General features: G+C 72.3%; 10 protein-coding genes. 5 read left to right on the forward strand and 5 right to left on the reverse strand.

The window, feature by feature from the left end:
- Window positions 1-141 precede the first annotated feature (141 nt).
- From ACYVG5_RS07050 to ACYVG5_RS07060, 3 genes are all read left to right on the forward strand, one after another.
- Window positions 142-771: a hypothetical protein gene (locus tag ACYVG5_RS07050; protein ID WP_222044385.1), complete on the forward strand. Its 630-nt coding sequence runs from the start codon at window positions 142-144 to the stop codon at window positions 769-771.
- The gene (locus tag ACYVG5_RS07055) at window positions 768-2,906 is read left to right on the forward strand and encodes a hypothetical protein (protein WP_222044388.1); all 2,139 of its coding nucleotides are present in this window, start codon (window positions 768-770) and stop codon (window positions 2,904-2,906) included. The genes ACYVG5_RS07050 and ACYVG5_RS07055 overlap by 4 nt, the downstream gene beginning before the upstream one ends.
- 539 nt (window positions 2,907-3,445) lie before the next feature.
- Complete coding sequence (locus tag ACYVG5_RS07060) at window positions 3,446-5,479, forward strand: hypothetical protein (RefSeq protein ID WP_460683058.1); 2,034 nt, start codon at window positions 3,446-3,448, stop codon at window positions 5,477-5,479.
- A 449-nt stretch (window positions 5,480-5,928) separates the two neighbouring features.
- On the opposite strand, the gene ACYVG5_RS07065 is transcribed toward ACYVG5_RS07060, so the two are convergent.
- Entirely contained in the window at window positions 5,929-6,558 is a 630-nt protein-coding gene (locus ACYVG5_RS07065) for a response regulator (protein WP_222044392.1), read from the reverse strand.
- A complete protein-coding gene (locus ACYVG5_RS07070; protein WP_222044395.1) occupies window positions 6,555-7,772 on the reverse strand; it encodes a sensor histidine kinase in 1,218 nt (405 codons plus the stop codon). The genes ACYVG5_RS07065 and ACYVG5_RS07070 overlap by 4 nt, the downstream gene beginning before the upstream one ends.
- Window positions 7,773-7,953: 181 nt before the next feature.
- Here ACYVG5_RS07070 and ACYVG5_RS07075 point away from each other — a divergent pair, with 181 nt between their 5' ends.
- On the forward strand, window positions 7,954-9,036 hold the full coding sequence (locus ACYVG5_RS07075; protein ID WP_222044397.1) for an ABC transporter permease: 1,083 nt from the start codon (window positions 7,954-7,956) through the stop codon (window positions 9,034-9,036).
- Window positions 9,033-9,722 carry an ABC transporter ATP-binding protein gene (locus tag ACYVG5_RS07080; protein ID WP_222044398.1) on the forward strand — a complete coding sequence of 230 codons (690 nt, stop codon included), beginning with the start codon at window positions 9,033-9,035 and terminating at the stop codon, window positions 9,720-9,722. The genes ACYVG5_RS07075 and ACYVG5_RS07080 overlap by 4 nt, the downstream gene beginning before the upstream one ends.
- Before the next feature lie 112 nt (window positions 9,723-9,834).
- On the opposite strand, the gene ACYVG5_RS07085 is transcribed toward ACYVG5_RS07080, so the two are convergent.
- The 3 genes from ACYVG5_RS07085 to ACYVG5_RS07095 all read right to left on the reverse strand — a co-directional run bounded on the left by ACYVG5_RS07085 (window position 9,835) and on the right by ACYVG5_RS07095 (window position 12,387).
- Window positions 9,835-11,112, reverse strand: coding sequence for an NAD(P)/FAD-dependent oxidoreductase (locus ACYVG5_RS07085; RefSeq protein WP_222044400.1), 1,278 nt, complete (start codon window positions 11,110-11,112; stop codon window positions 9,835-9,837).
- Between the two features lie 157 nt (window positions 11,113-11,269).
- Window positions 11,270-11,626 carry a TraR/DksA C4-type zinc finger protein gene (locus ACYVG5_RS07090; protein WP_222044402.1) on the reverse strand — a complete coding sequence of 119 codons (357 nt, stop codon included), beginning with the start codon at window positions 11,624-11,626 and terminating at the stop codon, window positions 11,270-11,272.
- 491 nt (window positions 11,627-12,117) lie between these two features.
- Window positions 12,118-12,387: a hypothetical protein gene (locus ACYVG5_RS07095; RefSeq protein ID WP_222044403.1), complete on the reverse strand. Its 270-nt coding sequence runs from the start codon at window positions 12,385-12,387 to the stop codon at window positions 12,118-12,120.
- Window positions 12,388-12,404 lie beyond the last annotated feature (17 nt).

Genomic DNA, 12,404 nt, shown 5'->3' on the forward strand with positions numbered 1-12,404 from the left:
GACCGGTTTTGTTCACCACCCCAGCGTCCGCCCGTTACCTGCGGCGCGACGGTCGGCGAGGACAGCATCGCGGTGGCGCGGTACGCGAAGGCGAACTCTGCGGTGCCGGTACGGTGCAGGTCGAGCCGCCAAGGGGGTCGGGTGCCGTCTGCCAGCCGCGTACAGCACGCGATCCGTCTGCTGGCGTTGCTCCGACAGGCCGGGACGCCCGCCGATGCGCCCGGTGACCCGGACGGTGCCGTCCTCGCCGTCCGCAGTGAGCGGAGGTTGCAGGCGCTGGACTTCTGGCTGCGCAACCCCGACTACTTGGCCGACGAGCTGGTCAGCGAGGTCGAGTCCGGCTCACTGGGCGGTGACTACCTCGATGTCGCGGCAGCGCTGCTGGAGGACCCCGAGCCCTCGCTGCGGCACTACCCGATGCCCCGGTGGCTGTTCGGCGCCTACGAGCGCCTCGATGACGCCTTCGCCCACCTGGAGGCATACGGCCTGGCGATCATGCGGCGAACGCCAGGCGGACACCGCAACCAGTTCTTCCTGCTGCCCGACGGCGTCGCCGCCGGTGACAGCCTGGCCACCACGGACGGCCCACTGTCCTGGTACCCGCGCCAGGTGCGGCTGGTGCTGCAGGTCGCCGGGACGGCCAACGGCAGCCAGCTGAAGCAGCGCCAGTACCAGCAGGCGTCCTACGCCGACACCGAGCTGGGCAGCCACATCGGACCCATCGCCGACCGCGTCCGTGAGCGGTTGGCCGAGGCAAGGAGCGCGACATGAGCAAGCTGGCTGCCGCAGTGACCGCGCGCCTACGCGACGCCGTCGATGAGGAGACCGTCGAGGCGATCCTCACCGAGGCGCGGATCCCCACATCCGCGGCCATCCCCACCCCGGTCGGGCTCCAGGTGCTGCGGGTCGAGTTCTCCGGCATCAAGCTCCTCACCGGGCCCACCGGCGACGCCACCGACGACGACGCCACTGCCGTCGACGACGCCACCGACGACGACCGGACAGGCGCCGGCGGCAGCGGCGCGGCGGTCACCACTGAGCCCTTCACCTTCAGCTGGACGCTCGGACCGGGCCTGCACGTGGTGGGCAGCCACGAGAACCTTCGCGGCAAGAGCACCGTGCTGGAGGTGATCCGCTGGGGGCTGCGTGGTCGGTGCCGGCTGCAAGCCGACGTTCGATCGTGGCTACGGCACGTCCAGGTCGTCTTCGCCGTCGGTGCGGAGCGGCTGCGCATCTCCTTCGACGTGACCGACGGGCGACCCGACGGCGCGGTGCACCGCGAGTCCGACGCCGGCACCGCGGTGGAGCTGGTCCGCTTCGCCGACGAGGATGCCTTCATCGCGGCGATGGACGCGGTGATGATGCCCCGGCTGCACCTGCAGCGGATCGCCGCCTGGCAGGAGGGACAGGCCATCGAGCACGCGTGGGTCGCCTATGCCGGGGCGCTGTCGATCTCCTCCGGCGGGCTGGACGTGCTGCTCGGCGACACCAAGTTCTCCGGGATGCCCAGCCGGCTGCTGTCGATGTTCCTGGGTGCCGCATGGGCCGCGCCCCGAGCAGAGGCGGCGACCGCGGTCAAGGCGGCCGACGCCGCGGTGGCCGCGCTGCAGTCGCGCTCCGATGAACGCGAAGCCGCCTCAGCCGGCCGGCGCGAGCGGGCAGTCGCCGACGTACAGGCCGCGAAGGCACTGCTGGCGGAGTTGCCCGACGGGGAAGCGCGGCTGGCCGAGATCGATGCGGCGGTGCGCCGGGTGGGCAGCCTCGGGGCCGAGATCGCCGCGCTCAGCGTGCAGCTGGAGGACCTGCGCGCGACCGAGAGGGAGGTGGGGCGGCAGCTGCAGGACGAGCGGGCCCGCAAGCACGCCCAGCTGGAGGACGCGCTGGGACGCCGGTTCTTCAACGCGTTGCGACCCACCGCGTGCCCGCGCTGCGCGGCACCGGTCACCGAGGCCCGGCTGGCGCAGGAGCAGCGGGGGCACGAGTGCTCGGTGTGCACCACGGACCTGGACATCGATGCCTTCACCCACGAGGTGCTGGTCTCGACCGCAGCGCCGACGGAGGAACGCGAAGCCGCACTCCGCAGCGCGTCGCTGAAGACCAGCTTCCCGGCCGGCGCCGACGCCGATGTCGGCGAGGACGTCGCCGAGGACGATGACGACGCCGCCGAGGCCGCGTTGCAGGCGGCACTGAACGTGGCCGCGTTGCGCGCCGGCCGGGTGGCCGAGGACCTGCGGGAGGCGACCCGCGAGCGCGGCCGGGTCGCTGCGCTGGCCCGGTCGGGCCAGGAGATCGCCGGGCTGCTGCAGCGCCGGCGCGACGCCGAGCTCGCCCTGGCCCGCGCCCAAGGCGCCCGGGACGCCCTGGCGGTCGACCCGACTCCCGGCGAGCTCGCCGAACGGGAGGCGCTCGAGCGCCGTCGCACCGTGCTCGCGGCGGCGGAGAAGGTGACGGCGGACTGGGTACGCGAGGCCCAGCGCGAGGCGCTCATCGGACTGTCGAACCACATCACCGCGCTGGCGCGAGCCTTCGGCGTTGCGCAGCTGACCTCGGTGGAGCTCGCCGGCAACGCCAGCATGAAGGTGCGCAAGGGCGGCGCGGACACCAGCTACACCGGGTGCTCACCCGGGGAGAAGCTGCGGCTGAAAGTGGCCACCGCCGTGGCACTGGTGCACGCCGGATTCGACACCCAGATCGGGCGGCACCCCGGTCTGCTGACCGTCGACTCCCCGGGCTCCGAGGAGGCGACGACCGAGAGTCTGGACACCATGCTGCACGCCCTGGATGCCGCCGCCGCGGCCTCCCCGGACATGCAGATCATCATCGCGACGACCCGCACCGACCTGCTGGAGGAACTCGTGCCGGCCGAGCGCCGCCGCATCGCCCCGCCCGGCGGCTACCTGTGGTGAATCCACTCCTGGCTGCACTGGTCGGCGGCACACACCCGGCCACCGGGTTGCCGCCGGCGCAGCGCCACGAACCGTAGGGCTTGCGACGAAGGAGGCCGCATATGACCGGCGATGCCACCCCCGGCGACTTCGCGCGCGGGCCACTGCCCACCCCCGAACCCGACGGCTCCGTCCCGGTCCGCTCCGGGCCGGGAGACGCGGCGACGGCACCTGTGAGCCCTGACCGCGACCGCGGCCTTGACGGAGATGCCTCGCCCGACAACGGTATCGACTGGGCGGCCATCTCGGCCCGCGCCGGTGAGCTGGCCGACGACCCCGAGCTGCTGACCCTCACCCAGACCATCGTCGAGAACGGTCCGCCGGCTTCGGTGGCGGCCGCCGTGCACACCGCTCTGGTGGAGGCACTGGGCTGCTCGACCAGCCCCGGCCTGGTCGGTGAGTGCCTGAGCCTGCTGCTGGACAGCCGACCGGCTCTGGACAACGTCGGCAGCCAGCTCTACGACCTGTGCGTCAGGCGCGCCCGCCCACACGCCGAACCGGTGACGCCGAAGGACTGGTTGCTGGCTGCCGATGCCCTGGAGGCCGCCACCCGGCTGGCACTCGGTGACTGGGCTCCCCGCTACGGAGTGCTCGCCGAACTGGTACGAGTACCCATCCCGGCCCCACCCAGCTACGCCCGCGCCGCGCTGCGCTGCCTAGCGGCCAGCTACGAGCAGTGGCGCGACCCCGACCTGCTCTCGGCTCTCGAGCGGTTCGCCGGACTCGCCCCCGGCCCTTCGGTGGCAGGTCCGGCGCAGGAGTGGGCCCACGAGGTAGCCCCCGACGCGGCCTACGAGCTGGGCTGCGCCTCGCTGCTGCAGGCGCTGGCCGGGGAGACGGTCAGTGCGGCCGAAGAGCACCTGACGACCGCGGCGATCCGCCTGCAGGTCGCGGCCACCGATCGGGAAGACGCCGCGATCCTCGGCACGGTGGTCGCCTTACTGGCCGCGCACCTGCCCAGCGACGCCGGTCGTGCGGCGTACGCCGACACGGACCTGAGCGTGCTGGCCGACACCCTCGAGCGCGGTGTCCGCGAACACATCTTGGGGTCCGCCGGACTCGAGCACTGGCGAGCGCCGCGCCTGGACGCCGAGGTTGCGTGGGCGCGCCTGGCGCGCGATGTCGCCCGAACCCAGTCGGCGCTGGCCGAGGCCAGCTGGTACCAGGCCGAATCCACGCTCGCCGACGTCCTCGCCGTGTGGACCGCCTCGCGGTGCAGCCGGGTCCTGCGCCGCAGCGACCAGGCCGGCGTCCGGGCGATCCTCGGACCGAACATCTCCTCCGGCATCGCCGTGCAGGCCGGCCTCATGAAACACCTGGAAGACCACATCGAGGCGCTGGAGGCCACCGGCCCCACGGCGGACACGGCTGCTGACGGTCAGACCGGTCACACCGGCGTCGGCACGGCCCTCGCCGCGAGCAGCGAGGGAGGCCGGACCGGGCAACTGGAGGCCGCCCGATCGCTGCTCGCCGAGGCCCGCGCCCAGCTGGCCAGCGGAGACTCCCGCCCAAAACGGTCAGGCAGCGCCGGCGTCGATTCGCCTGACGGCGGACTGCCGGTGCTGCCCCGGCTCACCCAACTTCTCGGCGGTGACGGCGACGCCCTCGGTGCAGTGCCGACGGAGGTGGCGCGCCAGATCGAGGACGCCCTCACCATCCGCGCCCAGAGGCCCGGCCTTCTCACCGTCGACCCCGTGACCGTGACCGCGACGGGCGCGTTCACCCCACAGGACAACCTCGTCGTCGCCGAGACCTTCCACACGCTGCGGCGCCAGCTGGCCGGCAGCCGCTGGTACACCGGCGAGGTCGCCGAGGTGGTCGACCAGCTGCTGCTGCATCTGCTCAGGTTCTGGCGTTCCCGGGACGGCATGGGGCCGGCGCAGATGCCGTACCTGTTCAAGGTCGACGCTGTCGAGGAGGACCTCGCCCGAGACCTGAAGGCGTACTTCGACGCCAGCGCGATGGCATCCCTGTTGTCCACCGAGGTCCGCCACATCGGCGGTGGCCGGGTCGACGTGGCGTGCAGCTTCCCGCGGTACCGGTTGGTTATCGAGCTGAAGAAGGACCACCGCCAGATCGACATGAGCGCCCGGCAGCGGTTCCTCGCCCAGGCCGCTGGCTACCAGTCAGCGGACGTGCCGCTGGGCTTCCTGGCCGTGCTGGACCTGCGCCCCTGGGCGGGCGCGACGCCGTTCCTGACCTCGTGCTTCGGGGTCGAAGTCCTCGACGACGCAGACCTCGGCGAGCCCCGCTATGTGGTCACGATGGCGCTGCCGGGCAACCGCACCACGCCTTCCGCGATGCGCTTAGCACCCTTTGCTTGCGGACGACGTGTCTCCGCCGCGCTGCGGGAGGGTAGGTGCCCGGGGCGGTACACGAGAGGAGGACCGATGCCGCTGCTGAGCCCAACGCGATTCGGCGACCAGGGGACGATTGTGGGCACTCTTTACGCACCCAATACTCCCGTTCTCAGCCGTCTCGAACCATCGCAGCCAACGCCCCATACCATGTCTGACCAGTATGTTCCGCGTTAGCCAGCCCGAGCCAACGGCCCAAGATCAAATCGCAGGGTTATAGGTTCAAGTCCTATCGGGGGAGCATCGCCGCAGGTCAGCGGTTTGTGATTCGGTAGCCGACGTAACGGCCCCCATGAAACACCCAGAGTTTCACACGTCTGGTGTTTCAGGGTCGGCGGTCCGCCGACTGCGGTCATGCTCCACGGCGCGCGGGTGCTCAAGGCTCGAAGCCGCGCTGGGGGTGGGCCGGTCAGCGCCTGAACCGCTGTGCGGCTGACTCGCTCCAGCCGGTCGGGCAAGACCCGTGGTGGTCCACGATCTCGAGGCAGCCCAGGCGCCTCCAGTGGTCCCGGCCGCAGCCGTAGAAGCTCGAAAGTTTCCACGCGAAGGCATGGAGCAACCAGTCGGGGCGTCAGCGAGGCCGAGGAACTCGGCGCTCTCGCGCCTGGTCCGCGCCGTGCGTCGTCTCAGCGGCGGATGAGCCCCCGAGCGGTGGCGGTGGCCACGGCAGCGGTCCGTGAGTCGACGCCGAGCTTGGCGTAGACGTGCACCAGGTGAGACTTCACGGTCGCCTGGCTGAGGAACAGCCGCTCGCTGATCTGCTGGTTCGACAGCCCCTCGGCCACCAGCTGCAGAACCTCGATCTCGCGAAGGCTGAGCGCCTCTGTCGGCCTGCGCACGCGGTCCATCAGCCGCTGCGCGATCTCCGGGCCGAGAGCTGACCTCCCGGCGGCTGCCGTCCGCACCGCGTCGGCGAGCTCGTCGGGGGGAGTGTCCTTGAGCAGGTAGCCGGTGGCGCCGGCCTCGATAGCGGCGAGGATGTCCACGTCGGTGTCATAGGTGGTCAAGACCAGCACCCGGGGCGCACCGGAGCGGGCGGTGATGGTGGCGGTGGCCTGCGTGCCGCCCATGCCGCTGCCGAACTGCAGGTCCATGAGCACGACGTCGACGTCGAGCTCGCCGGCGAGTGCGACGGCCCGCTCGGCGGTGGGTGCCTCGGCCACGACCTCGAAGTCGGGTTCGCCCTCCAGGACCGCTCGCAGGCCGGCACGGACGATGGGGTGGTCATCGGCGAGCAGCAGCCGGACGGTGCTCATGCCGGCACGTCCGTCTCGCTGCCCGCGTGGACCGGGAGGGTGGCCGCGACCGCGGTGCCTCTGCCGGGGGCGGACTCGACGACCAGCGTGCCCTGCAGGGCGTGGGCGCGGGTCCGCATGGCCGCCAGGCCATACCCGGTCCCGTCCGGTCCCTGGCCAGGCGGCGCGACCAGACCTGGGTCGAACCCGGCGCCGTCATCGACGACGTCAAGGGCCACGTCGCTGCCCATGTAGCTCAGCGTCAGCGCGATGCGCGAGGGCCGCCCGTGCTGGACGGCGTTGGCACACGCCGCCTGGGCGATGCGCAGCAGCGCGGTCTCCTGGGTGGTCGGCAACTGGATCGGCGTGCCCGAGATGGTGGCGTGTACCGCCAGCCCGGAGGCTTCGGCGGTGCTCGCGCACAGAGCCTCGAGAGCGGCGGGCAGCGAGCCGGCCACCTCCAGGCCCGGTGGAGTCCAGTTCCGGACGAACCGCCGCGCCTCGGCGAGGTTGTCTGCAGCGGCCTGACCGGCCTGCTGCACATGAGCGAGGGCGCTGTCCGGCCGCCCGGGGAGCGCACGTTCGGCGGCGCGGAGCAGCAGCTGGATGCTGGACAGACCCTGGGCCAGGGTGTCGTGGATCTCCCGGGCGACCCGCTCCCGCTCGGCCAGCACCCCGCCGGCGTGCTCGGCGGCGGCCAGGTCGGCGCGGGCGGCGGTCAGCTCACCGATAAGCGCACGGCGCGCCTCGCTCTCCCGGTACAGCGTCTGGTAACCGAGCACGGTGGCCACCGCAACGGCCGCACCCAGGACCGGGCCGACGACCATCGGCGCGGTGAGACCGTCCTGGTGCCAGGCGAACCCGGCGATCGCCGCGACCGTGGTGGTCACGACGGCGGTCAGCCCCCAGCGAGTGGGCAGCAGGTGGAGCTGGAGGAAGAACAGCGGGAAGGCCAGCCAGATGCCATCCGGCGTCCAGTACAAGAGCACCAGCCACCCGGCACCCAGGACTGTCAGCCAGCCGGCCGCTGCCGCCGACGAGCGCCGCACCGGTGGCAGCGCCGTCCCCGTCACGTAGATCAGGGCGACGGCGACCGCGGTGGTGACGGCTGCACCGGCATGCGCGGGGCTCCCGCTGATGGCCCGTACCGCGGTCAGTGCGAGCAGCGCGAGCACCAGCAGATGCAGACAGGCGCGCAGCACCGGCTGCACCGGCACGGGGGAGGCGGGAGGCATGACACCTCCAGGCTAGGTCGCCGCGCCGAGGCCGCATCCATCGAAAGGTTGAGGTGGCCGTGCACCTACGGGCCTGTGCGGAGCAGCCTCCCGCGCGATGCCTGAGCGGCCCCCTTCGAGCGACGCTGAATCCAGTCGCCGGGCACGTTGCCCGGCACATTCAGCAAGGAGGCTCCAACACGTGTTCGTCGCCTGGAGAGACCTCCGGTTCGCCAAGGGACGCTTCGTCCTCATGGGGGCCGTGGTCGTGCTCATCACGGTGCTGGTCGGGCTGGTGTCCGGCCTGACCGCCGGCCTGGCGCGGGCCAACACCTCCGCCATCACCGACCTGCCCGCCGACCACCTCGCCTTCGCCCGTCCTGTCGACGGAGAGGACGTCTCGTTCACCGTCTCCAGCGTGGACGCGGACACGTGGGCCGCGTGGGAGCGGGTGCCCGGGGTCACCACCGCCGAGCCGCTGGGCATCGTCACCACCCGCGCGCAGGCCGACGGGCGGACGGCCAGCGTGTCTGCTTTCGGGGTGCAGCCCGGGTCGGGGCTGGCACCGTCGCCTGCGCAGGTCCGGGACGGCGCGGTCGTGTTGTCCACCGCCGCCGCGGACGAGCTCGACGCCCGGACCGGGGACACCGTCACGGTCGCCGGCCGCGACCTGCGGGTGACCGACGTCGCCAGAGATGCCTCCTACAGCCACACCCCGGTGGTGTGGACAAGCCTGGACGACTTCCAGCAGCTCAGCCGCGGCGACGGCGACGGCGGGCCCCGAGCCACCGTCGTCGCGCTGACCACCACCCCGGCCGCCGATCTCGTCGCCGCCGACACCGAGCTGGGCACGACGACGGTCAGCCGTGACGACGCCCTGTCCGCGATCGGCTCGTTCACCTCTGAGAACGGCTCCCTGCAGCTGATGCGCGGATTCCTGTTCGCGATCTCCGCGCTGGTGATCGGGGCGTTCTTCACCGTCTGGACGATCCAGCGCAGCGGCGACATCGCCGTCCTCAAGGCACTGGGCGCGTCCACCGGCTACCTGCTGCGCGACGCGCTCGGCCAGGCCGTGGTGCTGCTCGGGCTCGGCACCGTCGCCGGGACCGCGGTCGCGGTCGCCGCCGGTGCGGCCCTCGGTTCCGCGGTGCCGTTCGTTCTCGACTTCGCCACCGTCGCCGGCCCGGCGCTGATCATGATCGCGCTCGGCGTCGCCGGCGCAGCCCTGTCCATCCGCCGGATCACCTCCGTCGACCCGCTGACTGCCCTGGGAAGTGCCCGATGAGCCTGCACCTGACCGATGTGACCCTCACCTACCCCGACGGTGGAGCCCGTCTGATCGCCCTGGACGACGTCACCCTGCACGTGCCGGCCGGCACCATCACCGCCCTCGTCGGCCCGTCCGGCTCCGGCAAGTCCAGCCTGTTGGCCGTCGCGGCCACGCTCATCAGCCCGGACAGCGGGCAGGTGGTCATCGCGGGCACCGACACCACCGGGATGAGCCGCAACCGGCTGACCGAGCTGCGCCGCACCCGGATCGGCATGGTCTTCCAGCAGCCCAACCTGCTGCCGTCGCTGACCGCCATCGAACAACTCCAGGTCATGGCACATCTCGACGGCCGCGCCCCGCGGGGTGCACGAGGCCGCGCGCTGGAACTCCTGGAGGCGGTGGGTCTCACCGGGCAGGCCGACCGTCGGCCGCATGAGCTCTCCGGCGGGCAGCGGCAGCGCATCAACATCGCCCGGGCGCTGATGAACGAGCCGGCCGTCCTGCTGGTCGATGAGCCCACCAGCGCGCTGGACCAGGAGCGTGGAGCTGCGATTCTGGACCTCATCACCACCCTCACCCATCGGCAGGGGGCTGCCACCGTCCTCGTCACCCACGACCGTTCACACCTGACCGCTGTCGACCAGGTCGTCGAGATCCACGATGGGCGGCTACGCACCCCCGTCGCGAGCGGCGCACCCTGACGCCGTTCCTCGCGTGACGCGACGACGGACAGGGCGGCGGTCTGGCCCCATGGAGAGCCGGCCACCGTGGTGTCAGGTGTGTCCCGCCCTGCCCTCCGCGTGTACCGCGTGGCTAGCGCAGCGGGTCGAACGGCGCGAGCTCGGCCGGTGCTTCACCCTTGAGCACGGTGTGGGCGAGCAGCTGGCCGGTGATCGGGCCCAGCGCGATGCCCCACATGCCGTGCCCGCCGCCGACGAAGACGCGCGGTGAGGCGGTAGCACCGATCAAGGGCAGCCCGTCGGCGGTGCACGGCCGGGAGCCGACCCACTCGTTGCGCCGGTCCTCCAGGTCCACGCCGTTGAGGAACGGGCGGACGGCGTCGACGATCGCCGCGATGCGGCGGGGGTCCAGCGGGTCGCCGTGACGGCGGAACTCCATCATTCCGGCTACCCGCAGCCGCCCGCCCAGCGGCGTGCACGCCACCCGCTGCTGCGGGAAATACAGCGGTCCGCCGGGGAGCTGCTCGGCCGGCACGCTGAAGGAGTAGCCGCGGCCGGCCTGCACCGGCTGTCGCACGCCGTAGCGACCGGCCAGCTGGGGCAGCTCCGCTCCGTTGGCGAGGACGACGGCGTCGTGCCGCCGACTTTCGCCGGTCGTGCACACCACGTTCACTCCGCCGGACTGGTGCTGCAGGTCGGCCACGCCGGCCCCTTCGACGATCTGGCCTCCGCGGGCGCGTACCGCCTGGGCCAGCGACCGCACGTACTCCGGCGGGTGCAGGTAGCGCTGCCCGTAGATGGCGACCGCAGCCCCCACCTGGTCGGTGAGCGCCGGCTCCATCGCCCGCGCCTTCCAGCCGGTCATCGGGGCGAAGGTGGCGTTCTGCCCGGCGTCGCGGATGGCGTCCAGTTCGGTGAGCAGGCCCTGCGCGTCGCGCTCGCGGCGGAAGCAGGCCAGGAAGGTGCCCGCCGAGTGCGTCTGTCCGCTCACCCCACCGGCGGCCAGGACGTCGAAGGCCTCCAGGGCGCGGTCGTTGAGTGGCACGTAGGCGGCCATGCCGCGCCGCCAGCGCCGCGGGGTGCTGTGCGCGACGAAGCCAGTGAGGAACCGCAGCAGCTGCCGGTCGGCGCGCAGCGGCAGGTACACCGGGGAGCGGGGGCTGAGGACTGCGCGCAGCCCGTACCGCAGCACCGCCGGTTCGGGCAGCGGGGCGGTCAGGTCCGGCGTCAGCCAGCCCGCGTTCCCCCAGGAAGCGCCGGCGGCGACGTGGTCCCGCTCGTACACGGTGACCTGCACGCCGGCTTCCTGCAGGAACCAGGCGGTGGACAGGCCGACCATGCCGGCGCCGACGACGGCCACGCTGCGGGGGGAGCCGGCGCCCAGCGCCGGAAGGGGCTTCGAGACAGACATGGTTGCTCCTTGTCGCGGACGGTGCCGCGAGGTCAGAGGGGCTGCGGCACCCACCCGTGGTGGCGTGCTGGTCACTGGTCGCGGCGCGCACCCGCCATTGAGGCCGGCCGCCGCCGGCGGGAATTGGGCCGGGCGGGGGTGGCCCGCCGTGGCGGGATCAGCGGACCGGTCGAGGGCAGGCGACGCAGTTGTCCGCGTACGGGCGCAGCTGCAGCCGTTCGATCGGGATGGCCCGCCCGCACTGCCCGCAGCTGCCGTAGGTGCCCTCGGAGATGCGGTCCAGCGCCGCGTCGATCTCCTCCAGGCGGCTCAGCAGAACGCCGGCGCGGGTGACCGCCACCAGGTCGGGCTGGGAGCTGACGGTCTCGGCCAGAGCCACCTCACGCTGGTGGAGGCAGTCGTCACGCTGGGTCAGGAGCAGCACGCGGAACGGCTCCCACGTCGTCTGCGCGGCCGTGGGTGTGGTGGTCGTGGGCGTGGGGGGCGGGGGGATGGTGGTCGTGGGGGTGGACATGGTGGAACTCCTCCGGAATGTGACGAGAACGCGTCCCGCAGCGGCGGGACGCGTGATGACGTGGGGCTGGACCGGCCTGGGTCAGGGCGACGCCGGCGGCGCCCGGTCCCGGTCGCGTCGCAGCAGGTTCAGGCCGTGGACGGCGCGCGCCCGCAAGCTCAGTGTCAGGACTGGCGGCACTGCGCTGGCCAGCGGAGGCGCGGTGCGGCCAGCGCTCGTTGGCTTCGACGGCAGGAGGCCCGGGGCGGTGTCGGCTGCGGTCACCGGGTCACCTCCTGTTCGCGGAGCGAAGTGGTCGCGTCCGGCAGTGCGATCCTGAAGCCAGCATGCCCGCGGGCCGGGGACCGGGTAAGGGTCGTCGTCGGCCAGCTCCAAGGCCGTCTACTTGCCGGTCGCCGGAAGATCCTGGCTAGGGGCACTCGAGGCGACCCGGCCGTGAGGCTCTCGCCGCCGCTGGACTACCCGACAGCCGGGCTTCGGGACAGGCGAGGTCAGCGCGTCATGTACGTGATGAAGTCGCCGTAGGAGGAGACGACGTCCTCGAGCTCGACGATGTCCGGAAAGTCCGCCACGCCCTGTCGCACGACGAGATACTCGGCGGTGCGCTGGACGACCCGTTCCTCCTCCTCGTCACCCACACGTACCTGGTTCAGGACGGACGGGGTGAGGTGGAACCAGCTTTCGCAGCTCTCCTCACCATCTCGCAGGCGGACCACGAACTGATGTTCGCCCTGCGTCTCGATGTCGATGGTGGTGCTCATGGCGCCGTTCCTTTCCG

This window comes from Modestobacter lapidis (assembly GCF_054780755.1).